Genomic DNA, 21269 nt, shown 5'->3' with positions numbered 1-21269 from the left:
CAGTGCTGTAGGTTTGCTTACAGTGTTCAACGACCGGCTAGCCATTTACCGTGACTGGAAGAACCGTCCGAGGAAAGTCAAATGAGAACTATACAACAAACCTTTGATGCTGTGATAGCAGCAGGTGGTTATCAGGATCAGTGGGTACTTTTTACTACAAGTTCCTTTATGTGTAATGCCTTGGGTTATCAAGTGTACCAAGGTACTATTACAGAGAAAGAAGCTGAGCGTGCTGAGCGTGCTATTGCAGAGTACATGGCGAAGTACTTACGTGCTGGTAAAGGTTGTACTCTTATCGAAGCGCTGACTGCTGCAACTGGTGAGCTTAGTACGTTTGAGCAGCGTCTAGGTATCTACAAGAACTGGGCTAAGCGCCCACGTAAATTCAAGAACATACCGAAGGTGCAGTAATGGAATTTGCTTACGAAGTTGTAGACTTTATTCAAGCTGTAGGTTGGGCGCTAGTACCAGTAGCTGCAGCAGGTGCATTGCACTCTGTATCTCAGTACTACACAGCTCGGGCGGATCAACTTGATCTTGATACCGAAGTGTTTAAATCTAATGCAGGTATTAAATAATGAAAACTAGTAAACTGTTCGTAGCTGTAGTGCTGGCATCTGTAATGCTCAGTGGTTGCGCTGTTAATGTTATCACTGTGAACCATGCGAATCTGTTGATGGATGACCACGGTGTAGGTGTTAGCGTTGCTGAGTCTAACGTAGCTAACAAGAACTAGATGTATAATTTAAACCCTTCAATCGGAGGGTTTATGTAATCCATCTGATACGGAGGTGTTATGAGTTTCAGACAACGATTAGCACTAGCTGTATATAGTGCGATAAGAGATGCTAATTATCCTTACGGCATAGAAGCCATGTGGAGGTACTGATGTATATTTCAGAATTGAAGAAAGCAAACTTACAAAAGCTTATAGCTATGGGGTGCGCTGCTGAGGTATCCGATCTAGCCAATCGAGAATTATACACTAAGTGGAGCTTCTTTAAAGAACGGGCGGTAGATGTTACACACAGAGGTTTAGCATATACTGTAGGTAGGTGGTCTGGTTGGGAAGGTGAGTACTGGGTAGTTGAATGCCGCACTGGTATTATCTTTCGTAAGGATAGCGTTAAGGACTTGCGAGATATTATCTCCTTGTGTAGCGCTTCTTACTACGAACCTAATGAGGTGCGCTGATGTACTTTGCTCAATTCTATAGAGATGCAGCAGGCACACAGCCGGTGTGTGGTGATCGAGGTGTAGTGATCCTTGATGGTCGTGAGAGCCTGCACTCGCAGTACGTTATCGCTCAAGACTGGTGCGGAACTTATAAGTACAGCAGTTTCAAAATCATGCGGGGTGAGTCGTTTACTAGAGCGCACGCTATAAGCCCGGTACAATTATTCAATCAAGCAATGGTGAGTTAAATGCGAAAGATTACTCAAGAGGCTGTACGTGAGTTCCGCAATGGCCGTACCTTTCACAAAGACAATACTTCTGTAGAACTCAGCCCTAGTGGCAATGTTGTAGTGTTGAAGTTACACGGCAACGCCATTGCACGGTATGATAAGGGCAACTACAGCGATACTCTAGAGGTATGTGATGGTGGTTGGTCTAGTAATACAACGAAGGAACGCTTGAACGGTTTGTGCGGTGTATCTGTGCACCAGAAGAACTGGGAATGGTTCCTTAACAATAAACCTTGGAACGGTAACTGGGTTACTGTAAAGGATTGGCAATGAATCGTAAAGAGATTGTACTTACCGCGTTGAACCGTTTGCTTAAAGAGTCTCTACACAAAGATCAAAGTAAACGTCCAAAGACTAGCATCTGTAACTACACTATAACTGCCAGTACTACTGTATCTTGTGTACTACACAGCGAAGATGAGAAGTGGGTATGTGCTGGAAGTTGGAAGCACTATAGCGGTGATGTAGTGTATCCCGTACCATGCCCCGATGGTGGTAGTGCTACTGGTGCTTATTGTAATGCTGAGAACAACGGCAATGCCTTTTGGGTAGGTAAGTACGGTAACTCCCGTAGAGCTTATCTGCGCCACATGATCCAATGGGTACAGGATAATCTAGATGAATCAGAATGAGATACGTCAGCTACTGTATGAGTGGCACAGTGGGCAAGCATCCGCAGTGTATGCTGCAGCTAGCTCTGGTATTGTAGTAGACCAACACCTGTTTGAGCTTGAGCTAGCAGAGGCTGTGCAGATCAGTCATGAAGCTGGTAATCAAGTTGAGGTGCAGGTACTTCGCAGGGCTATTGAGTGGTTGAAGCGTAACTACGCTGGGCCGCTACAGGTTAGTGCTGATGTAGTGTGGTTAACTTTACCTTGGTATAATCCAGAGGGTGTTTTATGTTCTTAAATGCTTTGGCTTGGGTTGTTATCTTGTGGGCTGTGTTCATCGGCGGTATGAGAACCTATGCGTTTGTATATTGGCATAGCACAGATCAACGACAATTTGTATACGAGTTCTACGAAAAGGAATGCTTTACCACTCCAGTATTAATTAGTATTGTTCTAGGTGTAGTTGCTGCACTATGGTTGGTGTTCGGTGCGTAAGCTCGGCGTAGTGGCTATGGCGCTACTAGCCGCTGCCAGTATACAAGTAGCATCAGCACCTAGCTACGATGGTATACCTACACGTAAAGGCGCTAAGAAAGGTAAAGGACAACGTAAAGCTAACCGAGCTACCCGTTGGCACTAAGCTACACTCACAACTCAATTTAGAGGTTCGCATGAATATAGATCACAACATCGACGGCACTACTCCCGCAGTAACCGAAAACGGTATCCCCTGTACAAGTAGTTAAAGCTATTTCACCTATCCTTACAGGTGATCGGCAAGCGCTGTTTGATAGGATGGTAAAGCACGCTATCACAATGCCTAATAAGTCTTCGACAAAGACCCTACAGCTTGTATGTACCGTGACGGTAAAGGTGGTATGTGTCTTGTAGGTTGTTTGATTCCAGATGAGCTGTATCATCCAACCATCGAAAAGAAACGAGCACACATGCTGCTGGATAATCCGCCAAAAGGTGTAGATTATTTCTTGAATGATGTTCAGCGAGCACATGATAGTAGTGTGTCTCGTTTTGAGATGTTGGGCAAGTTGCAAGAGTTGGCGCAGAAATACGATCTGTTGATGTACAGTGTACCTAGTCGGTTGCCAGAGTGGATTGGGTTTGGTACTCGCAGTGCAGGTATGCCTTATGCTACACCTCCTAGCTTCAACCCTGAGTACTAGGTGATAGAGAGAACCTATTAGGACTCTGATCTTAATAGGTTCTTTATGTCTGTAGTATAATGATCCCGATAAAGACAACGTGATTGTCTTATGTATATTGATATTTCAATAGAGAACTGTATGAGCTTGTATCTGTATCAATTAGAGTTCCAAGAGTACCTAGCAGATGATTACCTAGCATTCTTCTGTATCTGTACTGCTTAGGGTATAGACGTGTAGTACTTAGCTTAGAACACGTAGGTTATAGGGTGGATAAGAAGTATAAGACTGAGACTCTTATATTTATAAATCACGGATGCTGTTCAGAGCATAGAAGTTAGCTGTCTCACCCTTTAGGTGGGAAGACTAGCTTACTACATTAATATAAGAGCGCACTAAGTGCTACAACGTGTGTTCCCTGAAATGATGAGAAGAAGATGAGCTACGCTCTAGATGTAAAACTTGAAAACACTGTACGTGCATTCCTTGCAGGTTTCTTGAGTCCTGTTAAGAGTCCTAGTACTGAATTTGCATTGCGTGATATGCAATCTGTTGATCCACATACTGCAGTTATGGTTGGTACTTATCATGTACTAAGCACTGACATTGATCTGCGTAGTGATGTACGGAGTGCTTGCGCTTTGCAAGGTGTGAAGGCTCAAGATATTCTTGAAGCCCTGTTGAAGATGCGCCTTGAAGTAGACGGGAATAGCTATCCTGTCGTTACTGTAGATCGAAAGACTGCAATGACTTCACCCGCTGTATGTAGCCTTGAGGCTGTGTATGTAGCGTGTCAGCATGTACTTCGTATGAACGTACTGCGTGACTACAAATTGCTTGTCCAAGCTAAACAACTTAAATCCAAATCTAAATAAGGTTCCTTATAATGTCCAAAGTACAAATCCTGACTGACAAAATCAACGCTGAAATCGAAGTACTGCGCGCTGAACTGACTGCTGCTATCGCTGGTGAAACACTGGTTGTAGGTCAAGCCTATAGCATCCATATTGGTAAAGGCGAGACTGCCCGAGTTATTGAAGCTACTCTGATGGGCCAACGTGTTCGTGAGAACGGTAGCGCTGAGTTCCGCTTTAGTGCTGGCGAAGGTTTCGATGCTCGCTTCTATGATGTGTCCTACGGTAAGGTTGTTCTCGATCTGCCGGAAGGTACAGTGACTTCCGCTACCATCGCTAAGAACATCAGCCGTCTTGAAACCAAACGTGATGGTCTTGCCGCTAAGCTGGAAGCACAAGCACTGCGTGAGCAACTGGTAGATGGTCAAACCTATGACCTGAAAGTAGGTAAGGGTGAAACTGCTGATGTAGTTCGTGCTGTCCTGCTGGGTCAAGCAGAAGACGAAGATGGCACCAAGCAATTCAAGTTCTTCTACGGCCAAGGCTTCGGTGCTGAGGTTGTTGTAGTTGGTATCCGCCGTGTAGTACTGGCTGATGCACCTGCCGAAGAGGAAGAAGAGGAACAACCGCAAAGTGAAGGTACTAGCACTCAAGCGGACGCTCAAGAGTAACAATGTAGTTGCTTGATAGAAAGGGCTGGCCTGCACTCGCAGCCCTTTCCAGTGAATCAACCACAAAGAGGTACTAGCTATGAGACTCTTACAAGAGTGCTACCTAAAAGATGTGCAGGTTAACGCTGAGTTCTTAGTAGATGGAACTTGGTACAAGAAACTAGATACAGGTATGCAGTACTGTACTGTAGAGGTTCTTACAGAGTACTTACTATCTGAGAGTGAGAATGTAAAGCTGCAGGTTGGTGATACTTCCCGGTACACTAATGAGTTGGTGGTTATTACAGAGGTGCCTGATTAATGAGCTGCTTACACCCGTCCGAATGGCTGCATCTTGCAAAGAAGCTGCCTATTGGTAGAACACAGCGGGTGTACCACGGCGCAGAGAAACGGCCTAACCTTGTAGTAAAGAACCTAACAGATAAATATACTTGCTGGTGCCATGCTTGTCATAAGGGTGGCGTTGTACAGAAAGAGTTTGTTAAGGTTCTAGATGATGTACGACCTACTAATCGTAAAGCTGGTGATCCCGGCTTTCTTCGTTCAATTAACTTGGCATTACCTGATTTAAATATACCGTACTCAGATATTGTAATGTTCTTGCACAGCAAGCACATGACCCTAGATTACATACAGCATTTGAATCCTCAGTGGTCGGCACAAGACAAACGTATTGTGTTAACTACAGAAGATCAATGTGTTGGTAGAGATATTACCGGACACTCTCCTAGCAAGTGGTATAAGTACTATGGAGATTGCAGTTACGTTAGAGCTAATCCTGCACCCATTAAAGCTAAGACTGTGGTACTCACAGAGGATTTGTTCAGCGCATGTAAGGGACAATTTTTCGCACCTGATGACTGGTTATTTATTTCGCTAATGGGCACGTCGTTGTATAACGATTTGCTAGTACAGTTACTTCAAGCTAAAGAAGTTGTGATGCTCTTAGATGGTGATGATGCTGGCCGGGCTGGTACGCATTCCGTTATTAGAGCACTCCGATTAGTAGGCGTACCCTGCTACACTGTAGTTGTACCAGAAGATCAAGACCCTAAAGATATGTCACCTGAGTGGTGGCGTACAATCATTAAAGGAAATAGTAATGTCCAGCTCTAAAATCTATCCGTTCAATACTCTGCAATTGCGCCTTGTTAATCAATTGATTGTACGTGGTAATGCGGGCCGTAAGACTGATGCGCTAGCAGTGCAGGTAGGTGTACCACCTTCTGATGTTTCGTTTGAGTTGTTGAAGCTCCGAGAACTCGGTTATGTTTCAACAGTGAACGATGGTTCAGCTTACGTTACTTGGTATAGCTCGCCGGGTTTGGTTGATGCACTCAATCGTTACACGGCTTCTAAAGTACAATGTGGTGAGTCTGTTAATACCACGTCGAAGCGGGTGGCCTATAAGGTATTTGGGCCAGAGGGTAGTCGATATATGCCGCGCACCTATGCTAATGAGGCCGACGCTATGCGAGAGGCTGCTGCACGTGCTAAGAACGAACCGGGTCGAAGCATAGAGATTTATACGTTGTATAAGACATTAGTACAGAAACCAGAGCAAGTTATCCCCGGCGAACTGATTGTAGAATAAGGATACAGCTCTTGAGTCTCGATAAGAATATATTAGTGGCGCTGATGCCGCGAGTGAAATACCGAGCACTCATCAGTGCTGTACCTAGAGATATGGTTGTCGGCCATACTAGTTCATTACTGGATTGGTTCGGTTTGTATTTTCAAGCGTATCCCGATGCAGAACGTGTAGACCTAGACGCACTGTTAACTATGATGAGGTTGCGTGCTAATCTAGATGCACCTCAGTTAGCTGTAACGTCTGCAATCCTGAATCAATTGCGAGAACCTGTAGCACCTGAAATTATCTTGCAGACTCAGAACCAACTAGAGGAACTGGCATTTGCTGGTAAGGCTGGTGCGGTTCTAGCTGCATTCAATAATGGCGATGATGTTGATGTTACCTTTGAACTCAGTCGAATGGCTACAGAGTCCCGTAGAAGGATTGATACCAGCGCCGGGGCTAAATGGGCAGACGGTGATGTACTCGCTTATATCGAAGCTGATGCAGACAACTCCGGGCTACAACTCACCACCTTTCCAACCTTACATTCTCGCATTAAAGGTTTGCGAGGTGGTCATAACATTTGTGTATCCGCACCGACTGACAAAGGTAAATCAAGTCTCCTTATACGAATGCTGGTTGACTTTGCTAAACAAGCTAAGACCATGTACCCTAACCGCTGCGCACTGTATTGTGTCAATGAGAGTACCGCAGAAGTTCTTACCCCAAGGGTATATCAAACTGCGCTTAGTCTTACAAGGGACGAGCTACTTTCCCAAGCACGTTCAGGGAAGCTTGTACCGGCATACACTGGTATAGTTGGTGCTAGAGATAGTATTCGACTAGTGAACATTCACGGTATGAACACGTCGCAAGTAGCTCGTATCATTGAAGCACATGAGCCGTACTGTGTAGTCACTGATATGACTGGCCGTATTCGTAGTGGTAGTAACAGCACAGGTGCTAATGATGTAGCTCAGCTTGAGGAAGCATGGAACACTATGCGAGAGCTGGCTGCAATGCAAGACTTCTTGCACATTGGTACAACTCAAGTATCTGGCGAAGGTATGGATATGTTGTACCCGCCCCTTAGCGCAATGCAGAACTCTAAGGTGGGTATTCAAACTACTTTGGACTTGTGTATTATGATGGGTGCGCTGAACAACGTAGAAGTGCAGAACCTGCGTGGTATCAGTACACCTAAGAACAAACTAGCTCGGACTGGTTGCAGTAGTACAAACCAGCTTGAGGTTTATTTCACACCTGAAAAGAATATTTGGGGATGACCATGTGCCCATTACAAGAAGTACTGCTACATCTAAGTCACACAGATAAACCATTTCAATTGGTAAAGCATATTGATGATGTGCCTACCGACAAGATCAAGTACCCTATGTGGGGTGAAAAGAAATATGATGGTGTGTTCTGTGCTGTGCTGTTGCATCGAGGTAATCAAGTAGCTATCTCGCGTACTGGTAAACAATTCTACGACGAAGTGAATGATCTACTGTACCCGTACATCCCGCACGACAGGGAAGAGACTGTGCTGATTGGTGAGTTGATTAACACACAGTGTAGTCTTGAGGTACTTAGTGGTTTGGTTAATCCTAATCGTGTTCAAGCATGGGATATTGACCAACGTGATTTGATGAAAGGTATTGATATTATCTTTCATGATATACTGACCTTCGCTGATGTACTACGTGGTTCCAGCCCAGTTCCGTTTATTGAACGTCGCTTGAAGGTACAAGCACTACCTTACAACACGTACAAAGCCCAAGGCCGGATGCTGCACTCACAAGCTGAATTTGATTTGTACGCAGCTGAGGAAATTGCTGCAGGTGGTGAAGGTATTGTAGGTAAGCAGCTGGATGCTAACTACGAAGCTGGTCACAAAGGCTATCGTGTAGTTAAGAAGGTACGTGATCTGCATGTGGATTTGAAGTGTCTTGCTGTAGAGACTGGTAAGGGTAAACGTACCGGTCAGATTGCACGGCTGCAATTCAAGTACAAAGGTAAATTGTTTTGGGCTGATCTTGGTGAAGGGTGGACTGATGAGAAACGTATTGCTCTTACAGAGTGTTGGCAACTAGCCACAACCAATGCGCTCAAGATGGATCACCCACATAACCCGATAGGTAAAATCTTCCATCTGAAAGCTCTACAAGAATCCAGTAAGGGTGTGCTTCGTTTACCTAAGGTAATGGAGCTACGTATTGATAAGTTCGTGGAGGATGTAACATGAGACTGCTAGAGTCTGCTCCTGATGGCGGTGTGAAGTCTGGTGTACGTGCGTACTTCTTGTTTGAAAGTAAACGGTTCGGTAGTATTGCATTGTTGCGCTTCGATAAAGGAAGTCGTGATGCTTTTCACTCACATGCCTTTAATGCTTTGACTTGGTGGTTGTGGGGTGAAGTGCTTGAGCGATGTATTCGACCTTATAGTAAGCGGTGGTGGAGTCCTAGTCTAATCCCTAAGTACACACCACGTAATTGTTTTCATAAGATTGAAGCGCTGCGTACTACATGGGCCTTAACCTTTCGTGGGCCTTGGGTTAGTACATGGTATGAAGATCGTGGTGGTAAGCTAATCCAGCTTACCCACGGACGTAAAGAGGTTCCTGTATGATAGCCTTAACTTGGTTCTACTTTGTTTATGTGAGGCCGCTGAAATGAATATAAAAGACCTCTTGAAACTTATGGCAGATGGTTATATACACCGTGCTAAGTTGGCAGAATATAAAGAGGATTATGTTCTAGAATCTTTGTACAAAGAAGCTGCGGGCGATTTGAGAGAAGCCGCCAGCATTATCAACAGTGTCGAGAAGGCAGAGGCGGGTTTATGAGCTTTGGTATCGTTGACCTTGAGTGCAAAGATCACGGTTATACTAAATCTTTACGGCCTGAAGGTTACCATATGCAGCAGTATGCTGGTAAGTTAACAACAACCCATCGTATAGTTTATGCGGAAGCTAATGGGCTAGACGTGCATACTATGGCCGGAGTAGTTATGCACACATGCGACAATCCTAGGTGCATTGAGCCTACACACCTTATACTTGGAACACGTGCTGATAACAACAAGGATAGGGCAAATAAAGGGCGCTCAGCTAAATCAGTGCCTAGTAGGCAACGCCTGTCTGCTGAAGATGTTACAGTTATTAAGGCACGCTGGGTTAAAGGCACAGCTCCTAAACCTAACCCTAATGGTACTCTAGCTCTAGCTAGGGAGTACGGTGTAGACCCTGCTGTAATTACTAAGGTTATCAAAGGAACATACTTATGTCGTTCGGCGTAGTCGATCTTGAGACTCAGAACAATCCGCACCTAGGCCACCTCAGCTCTCCGCACTGCGAACAGAACTACATTGTTGCACCGGGTTGGGCTATTAACGATGGGCCTGTAGGTCACTGCTACTTCAACAGTCGTGAAGAAGCTGACAGCTCTTTGTGGTTCGATGAGTTCATTAAAGACGTTACAATCCTCGTAGCACATAACGCTACGTTTGAGATTCATTGGTTCCTTGGTCGTCATAAAGAGGCGTTCCTTGCTTTCATTAAGCGAGGTGGTAAGGTGTTCTGTACGCAGTACGCTGAGTACCTGCTGACTCACCAAGTAGATCAATACCCTAGTCTTGAAGACACAGCAGTTAAGTACGGCGGCACTAAGAAGATTGACGAAGTTAAGATACTTTGGGAACAGGGTGTAAAGACTTCTGAGATTGATCCTGAGTTGCTTATCCGTTACCTTGTTGGGCCTGAGGGTGATATTGAGAACACACGTATCGCGTGCTTCAATCAGTACCGGTTGCTAGAAGAACGTGGTATGTTACAGATGTTCTGGTTGCGTATGGACTCACTAGTCTTCAACGCTGTCAGTACATTCCACGGTCTGTATGTAGATATGGAAGTTGCAGAACGCAACCACAAAGAACAGCTAGTACGTGCTGATGTAATCCGTCAGCAGATTAAAGCAATGCTACCCGCTGATCTACCAACCGAGTTTGAATTTAACTTCGGCAGTGGTTATCATATGAGTGCCTTCCTGTTTGGTGGCCCTGTTAAATATGATAAGAAAGTACCTTATGATCCACCTAAGTTCGAGAAGGTTGATTCTTATGAAGTACTAGGCAAGTTCATTCCAGTAGATCAGATTGAACCTTCACAGATGATGAATGTTACAATCTATAAGTCAGGTAAGAACAAGGGTATACCTAAGGTATTCCCAATCGACTCTGATGTACCTAAGCTCAAGTGGGGCGATGATGTTTACAACTTTAAAGGCTTGGTCGATTTTGCTGATCTTCCTAGTCACGTTTCATCTCAGTACTTGGACAAGCGAGCCGAGTTCCGAGGTAAGCAAACCTTATCCGATGGAATCACGCCTGTGTATTCGACTGGCAAAGACTCCCTCGACTTACTCGCGAACTTTGTTGCGTTTGCTAAGCCGCTTAAAGAGCTAGCTCAGTTAGACAAAGACAACAGCACTTACTACTTGGTTCAAGAATACAACGCTAAAGGTGAACCAAAGAAAACTAAGGGGATGTTGCAATATGTTGGGCCTGATGGAATTATTCATCATAGTCTTAATGGTTGTGCAACTGTTACCACTCGTCTTAGCAGTAGTACTCCTAATCTACAGAACCTTCCACGTGAAGGGACAAGTACCGTTAAAGAAATGTTCTCGTCGCGATTCGGGAAAGACGGGCGCATTGTCGAGGTAGATTATACTGCATTGGAAGTAGTAGATATTGCTGCTGCCTCTGGTGATAGGAACCTGCTAGATCAGTTGCTCAGTGGTACAGATATGCACTGTTATCGACTAGCCGGTAAGCTCAAAGAACCGTATGAGGTGGTACTTGATAAAGCTACTAATAAGGAGAACCCAGCTTACAAAGAGTATAAAGAGTTACGTACTCAAATTAAGCCACAAGCGTTCGCTGCCCAATACGGTGCTAGTGCCCACGGCATCTCATTCGCCACTGGTTGTAGTATCGAGGATGCGCAAGCGTTCTTGGATACAGAAGCGGCTCTTTTCCCACAGGCCACTGCGTTTAAGCAACTCATTCGTAAAGAGGTAGAGATTACAGGTTCGCTGCCTGAGGGGTTACATCGTGAATGTACCGACGAAGGTATGTGGAGTATTTACCGCCGTGGTTACTACCGTGCACCCGGTGGTACTTGCTATAGTTTCCGCCAGTACGCTACCCGTAAGAACGGGCAGCAGACTATGGATTACAAAGATACTCAGATTAGTAACTACCCAATCCAAGGTGAAAGCTCGTTTATTGTTCAATCAGCTTGTGGTAGGGTTCTTCGCTGGCTCGTTGCTAACGACTTCTTTGGTGGTGCTGTACTTTGTATTAACACTGTACACGACGCAATCTATCTAGACTGTATAAACGAAGAGTGGGCACGGTACGTTGGTAAGTACGTAGCTTGGCTTATGGCCGATACACCACGTTATATGTGTGAGTTGATTCCTGCGTATAAAGAATGGGGTTATGACACTACACCTTTCCCGGCTGTACCTGAGTTCGGCCTGAACATGATGAGTAAGGAACATTGCTAATGACTGTCAATACTGAAATACCTTATGAGTTTAAAGAGTTCGTTAAGGACTGCTTTGCTGGAGGTTCGCGTGTTATTTGTAACCCACCTGTAACGGACACCGACTTAGATATTTGTGTACTACTACACGACAAGGCTGATCTTGGTACTCTGGAGGGTTTAGGTTATGTGCCTTGCCCACTACACTATGATGTTATGATGGGTGCCGAGTACTCGTTTTGCACATTCCGTAAGGGCGAGATTAATCTTATCGTCACCTGCGATGATGCTCTGTTTGAACGGTATCGACTAGCTACTGAATGGGCTACTAAAATAAACATCCAGAATAAAGAAGATCGTGCTATGTTCTTTATGCTCGTTAAATACGGGGATCGTACTAACGTAACCGCTAAAATGAATCCTCAATCTAACTTCCCATTCGTATAAGAGAGATATATGTCAATTGTAAATGACCTGCTACAACAAGCTAATGAAGACGCTGAACTGAACCAAGATATGAACATTGCTACCAAAGGTGGTGGTGGTGTTCTGTATCCTGAGGGTTACGCCTTCGCCCGATTGGTAGAGTACGTAGAGATGGGTTCTCATCGTACCGAGTACAAAGGTGAGGTTAAAGCTGCACAACCTATGGCTAAGCTGGGCTTTGCTCTGTGGGGTGAAGGCTATCAGCAAGAAGATGGTTCGCCGGGTATGATTCGTACTTATGAGTTCGCTCTGAGTACTAACGAGAAAGCTAAAGCATTCAAGCTCTTTAAGAAACTGAACTACAAAGGTACTGCTAAGCGCTTTGCTCAGCTACTGAATGAAGGTTTCTTGTTGAAGATCGTGCATACTAAACCAGCCGATGCTAATAGCAAACCACGTGCTACTATTGATCTTGAGGGCTTCTTGCCCCCAACTGATCCAGTTAGTAAACAACCGTATGCAATCCCGAATGCACCTGATGATGTGTTCCGTTTGTTCCTGTGGCAGAAACCTACTAAGGCACAATGGGATAGTCTGTTTGTAGATGGTAAGTTCGACAATGGAGATTCAAAGAACTATGTTCAAGAAAAGATTCTTAAAGCAACTGACTTCCCCGGTAGCGCTCTTGAGGCTCTGCTTGGTGGTGGCTCTGCTGGGATTCCTAGTCTTGCTGTGCCCAGTGCTCAGCCAGAGCCTGCAGGTGTTCCTGTTGTCGCTACACCTGCTCTCCCTGATGTGCCTTTTGATGGTGGTGTACCTAGTACGATGGTTGTACCGGAAGTACCAGCGGCGGTTGCTGAGCCAGCGCCTGTTGCTGTACCCGCTGCAGTAGCTGTACCAGCACTGACAGTACCTAACCTTCCGAATGTACCTGCTGTACCGGCGGTGTAATTATGGCTAAGTTCGCAGTAGGTTATCTAACCTCGTTTGAGAATGCCCTTAGTGTTAAGGTTGTAGAGGCTGCGGATTGGCGGTCTGCATTAGGGGCTGCTCATCCCGATCATGAAAATTACGTTACCTCTAATGATATGGAGTACGCTAAAGGTGAGGCAGCTAATCAAGATTGGTACTTTGATGTGGTGCTTGTAGAATGAGTACCCTTCTAGATCGTTTCGGTGTAAGCCAAGACGATCTAGAGGATCAGTTTGAGGGATGTGTAGTAGGTAGAACTCTCATCATGGATGGTGATGGTGCAGCGTATAAAGCTACAGCAGATGCTAAGAAAATGGATACTGCTATTCGCAGGTTCACTACTTTAATCTACGAAGCTATGTACCTTACCAAAGCAGAGTTTGCTAGGGTTCATCTTACACCTAAAGGTTGCTACAAGAACGGGAGGCATCTGTTACTAGGTGCCAAACCGTACCAAGCGAACCGAGGTGGTAAACCTAAACCTCCTTTACTTGAACCTCTACGATCTATGGCTAGTGGGTTATTCCAACCACATGAGAACATCCAAGTGTTCCCGCAATACCAAGTAGAAGCAGATGATGCTATTATGATGGATGCGTACACAGTTGAAAACTCAATCGTGTGGTCTGAGGATAAAGACTTGAACATTGTACCTTGTCCTAAGTACTGTACCAGTACAGGGCGTATTTTGATGTTAGCTCCCGGTACTAGATTTGGTTGGACAGCAGAACGCTTTACAGATTCAGGTAAACTAAAAGCAGACGGTCGGGGAACTAAATTCTTCTGGTTGCAGATGCTTATGGGCGACACAGCAGATAACGTAAAAGGTATCTTGAAGTTCGACGGTAAGTTGTGCGGGGAGGTCGCTGCACTCGCAGCCCTAAAAGGTATTGAGTGCGAGAACCACTGCGCTAATCTGGTTTTGAATGCGTACCGTGCCATAAATCAAAATCCATTACCTGAGGCGGAAGCCTTGTGGTTAGCTAGAACCCCTGATGATTCTGCTGCTAGCTATATTTGGTCACTTGATCTAACCGAGCGTAATCGTCAATTCATCCTTGACTGTTTCAATCGTAAGTACAAACTAACAGATGACGAGTACAAGGAGCTGCAAGATGATGCGGAAGATTCCAAGGAGTAGCCTACGTGCTTGGGCTATGGGGCACTTGAAGACAGTACAGGGAGGTAACTGTTCTCTGTGCAATAAACCTATTAACTTAAAGGTTATGGGTAACAAGTCGGACTATGTAGTAGATCACTGTCACGAAACTGGTGAGATACGTGGTGTACTGCATCGGTCATGTAATGCGGCAGAGGGTAAAGTAGCGAATGCTGCTGGCCGTTGGGGTGCTAAGAGTATGTCTTATAAAGAGCTGATTCCTTGGCTCAAGAACATGCTAGAGTATCTTGAGAAGCCCGGTACAGGTTTGATATACCCTGACCATAAAACGGTAGAAGAGAAAGCTGCCATAACTAAACAGAAAGCAACACGTGCTGCAGCAGTTCGCCAAGCACGACTAAAACTCAAGGCTAAAGATAATGCTTGACTTTAATACACTCCAAGAAAAAATTGTACAATGGGCTAAGGATCGTAACCTAGTCGAAGGCTCTGATAGTTTCCGCCAGTTCGTTAAACTCGAAGAAGAAACCCTTGAACTGTTTGATGGTTTGCAGGCTGGGGATGTAGGTGAGATTACTGATGCGCTGGGTGATGTGATTGTAGTTCTTACTATTATCGCTGAACAGAACGGCCTGCGTCTGATCGACTGTATCCATAGCGCCTACGAAGAAATTAAAGATCGTAAGGGTAAGATGGTAGACGGGATTTTCGTTAAGGAAGCTGTGTAATGATGGAACCGGATAAACGCGCTCTATCGGATATCACGGTTTTCAACAAGTACGCTAAGTTCCTGCCAGATAAAGGCCGGCGAGAGAACTATCTAGAAATTGTCACCCGCAACAAAGAGATGCACCAACGTAAGTACCCGCAATTACATGAACGTATTGAGCTGTTGTACCGGAACTACGTAGAGACTAAACGTGTTCTACCTAGTATGCGTAGCTTGCAGTTTGGTGGGCGTCCAATTGAGCTGTCTGAGAATCGTATCTTCAACTGTGCTTATATGCCTGCAGAAGACTACCACTTCTTTAGTGAGCTTATGTTCCTGCTACTTGGTGGTACTGGTATGGGTTACTCTGTACAACGTATTCACACCGAGAAGCTGCCTGTTGTAACCTCCCCTAAATCAATCGGTATCTACAAATACCAAGTACAAGACAGTATTGTAGGTTGGTCTGATGCTGTTAAGATTGTTACCAAAGCATTCTTGACTGGCGGTAATCTTCCTGCTTTCGACTTCCGCGATGTACGTGAGAAAGGTAGTGAGTTAGTAACTACCGGTGGGTTGGCCCCCGGCCCGGAACCTCTACGTATCTGTATCGAAGAACTCACAAAGATTTTCGGTAAGGCTGTTGGTCGTAAGATGCGACCTATTGAAGTACATGATGCTGCTTGTGTTATCGCAGATGCTGTACTTGCAGGCGGTATTCGTCGTGCAGCTATGATTAGTTTGTTTGATCGTGACGACGAAGAAATGATTACTTGTAAGGCTGGTAACTGGTGGGAGACTCACCCGTACCGTGGGCGTGCTAATAACAGTGCTGTACTGCTTCGCGGTCAAGTTAGTGTTGGTGAGTTCTACCAGTTGATGAAACGAGTAGAAGAGTCTGGTTGTGGTGAACCGGGTGTGTACTGGAACAATAATCCTGATTGGGGAACTAACCCATGTTGTGAGATTGCTCTGGAACCTTACCAGATGTGTAACCTCACTGCGATTAACGCTAGCCTGATTACCAATCAGAAAGAGTTCAATGGTGCTGCAGAAGCTGCTTCTTTCCTAGGTACTCTTCAAGCTGGTTACACTGACTTCCATTATCTTAATCCTAAATGGAAAGAGACTTGTGAGCGTGGTGCTTTGCTTGGTGTTAGTATGACTGGCATTGCTAGTAAGACTGTCACAGAACTAGATATGAAAGAGGCTGCACAGATTGCTAAAGATACTAATGCGTACATCGCTGCTCTTATTGGCATCCGTAGCTGTGAGCGTATTACTACTGTTAAGCCTGAAGGTACTACTAGTCTGGTACTTGGCTGCAGTTCTGGCATCCATGCTTGGCATAACGATTACTACATTCGACGGATGCGAGCCGGTAAAGACGAAGAGTTGGCGCAGTACATGCAGCGAGTGGCACCAAGCCTTGTTGAACAAGATGTTATGGTTCCGCACCAAGTAGTACTTAGCTTCCCTCAGAAAGCACCAGCTGGTGCATGTGTACGTACTGAGAGTATGTATGATCTACTGGAACGTGTTAAGCATGTAGCTATCGACTGGGTTGCTAACGGTCACAACACTGGACAGAATCGCCACAACGTATCTTGCACTATTAGTGTTAAGAACGATGAGTGGGAAGGTCTTACCGAGTGGATGTGGTTGAACCGTGAGCACTACAATGGTATCAGTGTACTCCCTTACTACGGTGCTGAGGCATACCCACAATTGCCATTTGAAGATTGCACAGAAGAACAGTACTTGGCTATGCTGCCTGCTCTAGAAGCAATCAACATTGATGAGGTGTTTGAGTCTAATGGCAAATCAATCAACCTTGCCGGGGAACTTGCCTGTGCAGGTGGTGTATGCGAAATCATGTGATTGGCCTGATTTAAAATTCCCACCTATTAATCTTTGGAGCGTACCTAAACAGTGCGCTCTATTTAAGGATAAGAAATGAGTCGGACTATTAAAGGTTCTAAAGCTAGTGGTTATGACTACTGGAGCAAACGGGCTTATTCTTGCTGCGTACCCGGTAGATTTAGCAAGCAGATTACTAACGGTATTGAACGTATGCGTAACCGCAAGGCTATTAAGGAGTTGATTGAAGAATGAGTCTTCCAATTGCAGATGTTTCTGTAGAGTACGTATCTCACATGGGCGATGATACGAACGTAGTTAATGCTGCGCGAGTATCCTTTGCTAAAGGGGTACAAGAGTTCACTGAGAAAGATCAAGGTCTTCTGAACTACCTAGCTAAACATAATCACTGGTCGCCGTTTGCACATACCTGTATCAGTGTACGATGTAAGGTTCCAATCTTCCTAGCTCGCCAGTTGGTTAAACACCAAGTAGGGGGTAACTGGAATGAAGAATCTCGTCGTTACATTGATGGGCCAGTAGAGTTCTATCTACCTAAAGAACTGCACAGTAAACCTGATAATGCCAAGCAAGGTTCAGGTGGTGTACATGACAAATCTGCGCGTATATTACGTTATATGATTAGTATGACGCAAGATTCTTACAGCGCATATAACTACCTACTTACTCAAGGTGTAGCACCGGAAGAGGCGCGTATGATTCTCCCTCTGAACAGTATGACTAACTTTATCTGGACTGGTTCACTGTTGTTTATGGATCGAGTTATTACACAACGTATTGATGGGCACGCTCAACTGATTGCACAAGACTTCGCTAAGAAGCTACGTGATGTTGTGCAACCACTGTATCCTAATTCATTTAAAGCTTTGGAGGCTGCACGTGCTTAAAGTATATCCTAAGGTACGTAGTATTGTTAAAACTATTGCACGGCGTAAAGCGCTTGATAGTATTATCAGCGGCGCACGTACCCAAGTAGATTTGATGTTGGGGAAAGCTAATGCAAGTTAAGAGTGATGGTAGTACCGCAAGTTATTACGTCTTACCTAGAGGCGCTAAGCAACTGCAAGACCTCATCAGCCATAAGAACATGAATGCGCAGATTGGTGAAATCTTCCGTGCGTGTTACCGTTATGGTGAGGTTGCGCACAGTGAGATGTTGCGCGATGCTAAGAAGATTAAATTCTACGCAGAAGCTGAAATCAAACGACTTGAGAAATTGGAGCAAATTAATGGATAACCAACATCGACGTATTGTAGGCTATCGTGAACTAACTGCAGCTGAAATTGATTTGATGAACGAGATTAAATTGCTCGGGCCTGTTATCGAAGCTGTACTTATGAAAGTAAATAAACACCTCTCAGATCAAGCTACAGAGGCTGTAAATAACAACTTGCAGAATGTTAAAGATCGTGTAGACGATGCAACACCCTACCGATTCCAAGCTCTAGCTAAGACCGAGTTCCAGACCGGTTTGATGTACCTCACTCGCGCAGTAGCACAACCTACATTCTTCTAAGGATTTACAATGCAAGACTTGTACGAACGCCAAGTAGCTATCGAAGAACAGTATTCCCATGCCAGCATTATTGCTAGTATTAAACAAACACAAGATGCAATCAACGAGGGACGTGCGGCAGATACTGGTATTGGTAAACGTATTGTAGCTAAGGCTTTTGAAGTAGCGAAGGAAGAGCTTGCCCGTATCTGCGTCCCTAAAAGTGGTGCAGGTGGTAAGTACCGCTCATTCATTCGCCGTGGTGACATTGACGTTATAACTATCGCTTCTTTGCGTCTTGTACTAGGTCATTGTGTTAAAGAGAAGTCTCCGGTTCTGCAAGACGTGTGCCGTGGTCTTGGTCAGATGGTTGAGACAGAAGTACTGATCGAAGCTGTATCGAAGCAGAACAGTGCTTATGCTGAGAAGACTCTAGCTTATCTGAACAACAGTAGAACCACAGATATTCGTCATCGTAATCGTACATTTACAACTGCAGCTAATGCACTGCGTATTGATTGGGAACCTTGGGGTGCAGATGAGCGTATCGGTGTAGGACGTTTGATTATGACCGCACTGTATGAAACTGGTCTGTTCAAGTGGGAAGACTTCTACGAAGGTAAGGGCCGTATCAAACCTATCCAAGTTCTACGCCCATCTGATGTACTAGCATCGCACGTACAGCAGGCTGTGGATGCTAGCAAGAGTATCGTCAGATTCCCCCCTATGCTTGTCCCTCCGCGTCCGTGGGTCGATCCCTACAACGGTGGGTATCTCACTGACTGGTATCAGCAACGTGCCAGCATGGTGAGCCTACGCGCTCCAAGGAGCATTCGCCGGTGGGTGTTGGAAGGGCTTGCTGAGGGCAAGGGCGAGCTGTTGAAGCAAGCCTTGACCAACGCACAGAACGTCCCGTACCGTGTGAACAAGGGCACCCTGCGCGCTCTGGAGGCCGCTGTAGCCTCAGGTGAAGGGCTGATGGGCTTGGCTCGTAGCGCCCCGGAACCTAAGCCAGAGTTCCCGTTTGTCCCTGCTGAGAAGTTCAATAAAGATGAGTGCAGCCCCGGCGAACTGCAGGAGTTCAAGCAGTGGAAAAATCTTATGCACTTGTGGCATACTCGGGAATGTACTCGCATTGGTCAATCTGTAGGTCTGTTGAGTAAAATCAAAGAGCTGCAAAAATATCAGAATCAAGAGAAGCTGTACTTCCCTACATTTGTAGACTGGCGTGGTCGTATGTACTTCCGTAGTACATTGAACCCACAAAGCAACGATGCTGTTAAATCTTGCTTGGAGCTTGCAGAAGGTAAGCCTCTAGGTGAACGTGGTATGTTCTGGTTGAAAGTACATATTGCTAACTGTGCAGGTTATGATAAACATGATCCATCTATTAAAGCTAAGTGGACAGAAGACAACATGGCAATGCTTATGGACTTCTGTGAAAACCCACTGGAAGTACAACCGCCTGAGCCTGATACTGCATTCACTCTTTATACTGCCATGTGCGCTTATCGCGATGCTATGCTCTTACCTAATCCTTATGAGTATGTATGCCACGTCCCTATCGCAATGGATGCAACTTGCAGCGGTCTTCAACATTTTAGCGCTATGTTACGTGATCCTGTTGGCGGGTACTATACTAACCTTGTTGATTCGGGGCTTGACCAAAAGTCAGATATTTACAAGAAAGTGGGTGAGCTTGCGGACGGTAAGAAACTATATAGTGACAATGATCCGGTAGTAGTTGATTACTGGAAAGATAAACCTATCACACGTAAAATGGCTAAGCGCCCTGTAATGACCTATGTGTACGGTAGCACTCTCAAGAGTACTATGGATTACGTTAGTCTAGATATGCAGGAAGCGGGTATGCCGGATATCAAGGACAGTAACGGTAAGATCATGTACAGCTTACACAAACTGGCTGTACCTGTAGGTAAAGCTCTACGGGAAGCTGTTGAAGAAACTGTACCGGCTGCAGCTGAGGGTATGGATTATCTTCAAAGTCTTGTACGTGCTAGCACTAACCCTATTCAGTGGGTTACGCCTGTAGGTATGCCTGTTGTGAATTGGGTAGAGGAACTAGAGACTCGCGATATCAAGATTCGTAGCATGGGGCGCACCAGTGCAGTGTTTAAATTGTACAACGGGCAATACAATCGACGCGCTGCTTGCAATGGTATCTCACCTAATTTCGTGCATAGTATGGACAGTGCTCACCTCTGTATGGTACTGGCTAAGAGCACTATTCAGATCGTGCCTATCCACGATTCTTTCGCTACACACCCTTGTGATGTGGACGAGATGCACGCCACCTTGCGTGAACAGTTCGTAGAAATGTACCAAGTAGATGTGCTGGGGAACCTCGCCAGTAGTATTATTATCCGCGAAGGATACGATATTACTGTACCTCCGAAGGGTACTCTTGACATTCAGGATGTAAAATCTAGTCGTTTTATGTTCTGTTAATTCCCATTGTCTGATGTAATACGATACGAGAAATTCATTATGATTCCTGTAAAATGGACACAAGCACACCTAGATGATCTAGAAAATAACTTCCCTGAGCTACTAGATGAGCATGAACCTAACAAGCTACTTCTTAATAGTGGTAAGCGTTCTGTAGTGGATTATGTACGTAATAGGTTAAGAATACAACAGAGTAAGCTAGATGACAGAACTTAAATACTTACAGGAAGGTTCTGTACAGTACTTGTTCTGGCTCCGTAAGGCACTAGAGGTAGCCTACAGGACTGAATTAGTACCTGAGCAAAAGCTA

At 45.1% G+C, this 21269-nt stretch carries 25 protein-coding genes; all 25 read left to right on the top strand.

Annotated features, from left to right (window positions below; genetic code table 11):
* Positions 1–81 precede the first annotated feature (81 nt).
* The 25 genes from LDB26_RS21360 to LDB26_RS21240 all read left to right on the top strand — a co-directional run bounded on the left by LDB26_RS21360 (position 82) and on the right by LDB26_RS21240 (position 20959).
* Entirely contained in the window at positions 82–411 is a 330-nt protein-coding gene (locus LDB26_RS21360) for a hypothetical protein (protein WP_257542539.1), read from the top strand.
* Entirely contained in the window at positions 411–578 is a 168-nt protein-coding gene (locus tag LDB26_RS21355; RefSeq protein WP_257542537.1) for a hypothetical protein, read from the top strand. The genes LDB26_RS21360 and LDB26_RS21355 overlap by 1 nt, the downstream gene beginning before the upstream one ends.
* A gap of 846 nt (positions 579–1424) precedes the next feature.
* Complete coding sequence (locus tag LDB26_RS21350) at positions 1425–1739, top strand: hypothetical protein (RefSeq protein ID WP_257542534.1); 315 nt, start codon at positions 1425–1427, stop codon at positions 1737–1739.
* Positions 1740–2084: 345 nt separating this feature from the next.
* A complete protein-coding gene (locus tag LDB26_RS21345) occupies positions 2085–2375 on the top strand; it encodes a hypothetical protein (RefSeq protein WP_257542532.1) in 291 nt (96 codons plus the stop codon).
* A 556-nt stretch (positions 2376–2931) separates the two neighbouring features.
* Positions 2932–3258 (top strand): hypothetical protein, encoded by a 327-nt coding sequence (locus LDB26_RS21340; RefSeq protein WP_257542530.1) that lies wholly within the window; start codon positions 2932–2934, stop codon positions 3256–3258.
* 416 nt (positions 3259–3674) lie between these two features.
* The gene (locus tag LDB26_RS21335) at positions 3675–4112 is read left to right on the top strand and encodes a hypothetical protein (RefSeq protein WP_257542528.1); all 438 of its coding nucleotides are present in this window, start codon (positions 3675–3677) and stop codon (positions 4110–4112) included.
* An 11-nt stretch (positions 4113–4123) separates the two neighbouring features.
* The gene (locus LDB26_RS21330; RefSeq protein WP_257542526.1) at positions 4124–4762 is read left to right on the top strand and encodes a hypothetical protein; all 639 of its coding nucleotides are present in this window, start codon (positions 4124–4126) and stop codon (positions 4760–4762) included.
* 369 nt (positions 4763–5131) lie between these two features.
* On the top strand, positions 5132–5878 hold the full coding sequence (locus tag LDB26_RS21325; protein WP_257542524.1) for a toprim domain-containing protein: 747 nt from the start codon (positions 5132–5134) through the stop codon (positions 5876–5878).
* A complete protein-coding gene (locus LDB26_RS21320) occupies positions 5865–6356 on the top strand; it encodes a hypothetical protein (RefSeq protein WP_257542522.1) in 492 nt (163 codons plus the stop codon). The genes LDB26_RS21325 and LDB26_RS21320 overlap by 14 nt, the downstream gene beginning before the upstream one ends.
* 11 nt (positions 6357–6367) lie before the next feature.
* Positions 6368–7624 carry an AAA family ATPase gene (locus LDB26_RS21315; RefSeq protein ID WP_257542520.1) on the top strand — a complete coding sequence of 419 codons (1257 nt, stop codon included), beginning with the start codon at positions 6368–6370 and terminating at the stop codon, positions 7622–7624.
* Positions 7621–8583: a hypothetical protein gene (locus LDB26_RS21310; protein ID WP_257542518.1), complete on the top strand. Its 963-nt coding sequence runs from the start codon at positions 7621–7623 to the stop codon at positions 8581–8583. The genes LDB26_RS21315 and LDB26_RS21310 overlap by 4 nt, the downstream gene beginning before the upstream one ends.
* Positions 8584–9009: 426 nt before the next feature.
* The gene (locus tag LDB26_RS21305; protein ID WP_257542516.1) at positions 9010–9183 is read left to right on the top strand and encodes a hypothetical protein; all 174 of its coding nucleotides are present in this window, start codon (positions 9010–9012) and stop codon (positions 9181–9183) included.
* Positions 9180–9635, top strand: a complete 456-nt coding sequence (locus LDB26_RS21300) for an HNH endonuclease (protein ID WP_306812075.1) — start codon at positions 9180–9182, stop codon at positions 9633–9635. Before LDB26_RS21305 ends, LDB26_RS21300 begins: the two co-directional genes overlap by 4 nt.
* Positions 9620–11908 carry a DNA polymerase gene (locus tag LDB26_RS21295; protein ID WP_257542514.1) on the top strand — a complete coding sequence of 763 codons (2289 nt, stop codon included), beginning with the start codon at positions 9620–9622 and terminating at the stop codon, positions 11906–11908. Before LDB26_RS21300 ends, LDB26_RS21295 begins: the two co-directional genes overlap by 16 nt.
* Positions 11908–12333 carry a hypothetical protein gene (locus tag LDB26_RS21290; RefSeq protein WP_257542512.1) on the top strand — a complete coding sequence of 142 codons (426 nt, stop codon included), beginning with the start codon at positions 11908–11910 and terminating at the stop codon, positions 12331–12333. Before LDB26_RS21295 ends, LDB26_RS21290 begins: the two co-directional genes overlap by 1 nt.
* A gap of 9 nt (positions 12334–12342) precedes the next feature.
* Complete coding sequence (locus LDB26_RS21285; protein ID WP_257542510.1) at positions 12343–13263, top strand: hypothetical protein; 921 nt, start codon at positions 12343–12345, stop codon at positions 13261–13263.
* Positions 13264–13265: 2 nt separating this feature from the next.
* Positions 13266–13466 (top strand): hypothetical protein, encoded by a 201-nt coding sequence (locus LDB26_RS21280; protein ID WP_257542508.1) that lies wholly within the window; start codon positions 13266–13268, stop codon positions 13464–13466.
* On the top strand, positions 13463–14425 hold the full coding sequence (locus LDB26_RS21275) for a hypothetical protein (RefSeq protein WP_257542506.1): 963 nt from the start codon (positions 13463–13465) through the stop codon (positions 14423–14425). Before LDB26_RS21280 ends, LDB26_RS21275 begins: the two co-directional genes overlap by 4 nt.
* A gap of 16 nt (positions 14426–14441) precedes the next feature.
* Positions 14442–14831 carry an endonuclease domain-containing protein gene (locus tag LDB26_RS21270; protein ID WP_257542580.1) on the top strand — a complete coding sequence of 130 codons (390 nt, stop codon included), beginning with the start codon at positions 14442–14444 and terminating at the stop codon, positions 14829–14831.
* A complete protein-coding gene (locus tag LDB26_RS21265) occupies positions 14824–15132 on the top strand; it encodes a MazG-like family protein (RefSeq protein WP_257542504.1) in 309 nt (102 codons plus the stop codon). Before LDB26_RS21270 ends, LDB26_RS21265 begins: the two co-directional genes overlap by 8 nt.
* Entirely contained in the window at positions 15132–16994 is a 1863-nt protein-coding gene (locus tag LDB26_RS21260; protein WP_257542502.1) for a hypothetical protein, read from the top strand. The genes LDB26_RS21265 and LDB26_RS21260 overlap by 1 nt, the downstream gene beginning before the upstream one ends.
* A 230-nt stretch (positions 16995–17224) precedes the next feature.
* A complete protein-coding gene (gene thyX / locus LDB26_RS21255; RefSeq protein ID WP_257542500.1) occupies positions 17225–17881 on the top strand; it encodes an FAD-dependent thymidylate synthase in 657 nt (218 codons plus the stop codon).
* Positions 17882–17991: 110 nt separating this feature from the next.
* Positions 17992–18231, top strand: a complete 240-nt coding sequence (locus LDB26_RS21250; RefSeq protein ID WP_257542498.1) for a hypothetical protein — start codon at positions 17992–17994, stop codon at positions 18229–18231.
* The gene (locus tag LDB26_RS21245) at positions 18224–18511 is read left to right on the top strand and encodes a hypothetical protein (protein WP_257542496.1); all 288 of its coding nucleotides are present in this window, start codon (positions 18224–18226) and stop codon (positions 18509–18511) included. The genes LDB26_RS21250 and LDB26_RS21245 overlap by 8 nt, the downstream gene beginning before the upstream one ends.
* Before the next feature lie 9 nt (positions 18512–18520).
* Positions 18521–20959 carry a DNA-directed RNA polymerase gene (locus tag LDB26_RS21240; protein WP_257542494.1) on the top strand — a complete coding sequence of 813 codons (2439 nt, stop codon included), beginning with the start codon at positions 18521–18523 and terminating at the stop codon, positions 20957–20959.
* Positions 20960–21269: the final 310 nt, after the last annotated feature.

The organism is Sphingobium sp. CFD-1 (assembly GCF_024611115.1).
In the GTDB taxonomy this organism is placed as follows: Bacteria; Pseudomonadota; Alphaproteobacteria; order Sphingomonadales; family Sphingomonadaceae; genus Sphingobium; species Sphingobium baderi_A.
This window is presented reverse-complemented; position numbering and strand designations above follow the sequence as displayed.

Bases quoted from the DNA above. Each gene is read 5' to 3' on its own strand.
- LDB26_RS21360 (WP_257542539.1), top strand. From the start codon at position 82: ATGAGAACTATACAACAAACCTTTGATGCTGTGATAGCAGCAGGTGGT.
- LDB26_RS21355 (WP_257542537.1), top strand. From the start codon at position 411: ATGGAATTTGCTTACGAAGTTGTAGACTTTATTCAAGCTGTAGGTTGG.
- LDB26_RS21350 (WP_257542534.1), top strand. From the start codon at position 1,425: ATGCGAAAGATTACTCAAGAGGCTGTACGTGAGTTCCGCAATGGCCGT.
- LDB26_RS21345 (WP_257542532.1), top strand. From the start codon at position 2,085: ATGAATCAGAATGAGATACGTCAGCTACTGTATGAGTGGCACAGTGGG.
- LDB26_RS21340 (WP_257542530.1), top strand. From the start codon at position 2,932: ATGTACCGTGACGGTAAAGGTGGTATGTGTCTTGTAGGTTGTTTGATT.
- LDB26_RS21335 (WP_257542528.1), top strand. From the start codon at position 3,675: ATGAGCTACGCTCTAGATGTAAAACTTGAAAACACTGTACGTGCATTC.
- LDB26_RS21330 (WP_257542526.1), top strand. From the start codon at position 4,124: ATGTCCAAAGTACAAATCCTGACTGACAAAATCAACGCTGAAATCGAA.
- LDB26_RS21320 (WP_257542522.1), top strand. From the start codon at position 5,865: ATGTCCAGCTCTAAAATCTATCCGTTCAATACTCTGCAATTGCGCCTT.
- LDB26_RS21310 (WP_257542518.1), top strand. From the start codon at position 7,621: ATGACCATGTGCCCATTACAAGAAGTACTGCTACATCTAAGTCACACA.
- LDB26_RS21305 (WP_257542516.1), top strand. From the start codon at position 9,010: ATGAATATAAAAGACCTCTTGAAACTTATGGCAGATGGTTATATACAC.
- LDB26_RS21300 (WP_306812075.1), top strand. From the start codon at position 9,180: ATGAGCTTTGGTATCGTTGACCTTGAGTGCAAAGATCACGGTTATACT.
- LDB26_RS21295 (WP_257542514.1), top strand. From the start codon at position 9,620: ATGTCGTTCGGCGTAGTCGATCTTGAGACTCAGAACAATCCGCACCTA.
- LDB26_RS21290 (WP_257542512.1), top strand. From the start codon at position 11,908: ATGACTGTCAATACTGAAATACCTTATGAGTTTAAAGAGTTCGTTAAG.
- LDB26_RS21285 (WP_257542510.1), top strand. From the start codon at position 12,343: ATGTCAATTGTAAATGACCTGCTACAACAAGCTAATGAAGACGCTGAA.
- LDB26_RS21280 (WP_257542508.1), top strand. From the start codon at position 13,266: ATGGCTAAGTTCGCAGTAGGTTATCTAACCTCGTTTGAGAATGCCCTT.
- LDB26_RS21275 (WP_257542506.1), top strand. From the start codon at position 13,463: ATGAGTACCCTTCTAGATCGTTTCGGTGTAAGCCAAGACGATCTAGAG.
- LDB26_RS21270 (WP_257542580.1), top strand. From the start codon at position 14,442: ATGGGGCACTTGAAGACAGTACAGGGAGGTAACTGTTCTCTGTGCAAT.
- LDB26_RS21265 (WP_257542504.1), top strand. From the start codon at position 14,824: ATGCTTGACTTTAATACACTCCAAGAAAAAATTGTACAATGGGCTAAG.
- LDB26_RS21260 (WP_257542502.1), top strand. From the start codon at position 15,132: ATGATGGAACCGGATAAACGCGCTCTATCGGATATCACGGTTTTCAAC.
- thyX (WP_257542500.1), top strand. From the start codon at position 17,225: ATGAGTCTTCCAATTGCAGATGTTTCTGTAGAGTACGTATCTCACATG.
- LDB26_RS21250 (WP_257542498.1), top strand. From the start codon at position 17,992: ATGCAAGTTAAGAGTGATGGTAGTACCGCAAGTTATTACGTCTTACCT.
- LDB26_RS21245 (WP_257542496.1), top strand. From the start codon at position 18,224: ATGGATAACCAACATCGACGTATTGTAGGCTATCGTGAACTAACTGCA.
- LDB26_RS21240 (WP_257542494.1), top strand. From the start codon at position 18,521: ATGCAAGACTTGTACGAACGCCAAGTAGCTATCGAAGAACAGTATTCC.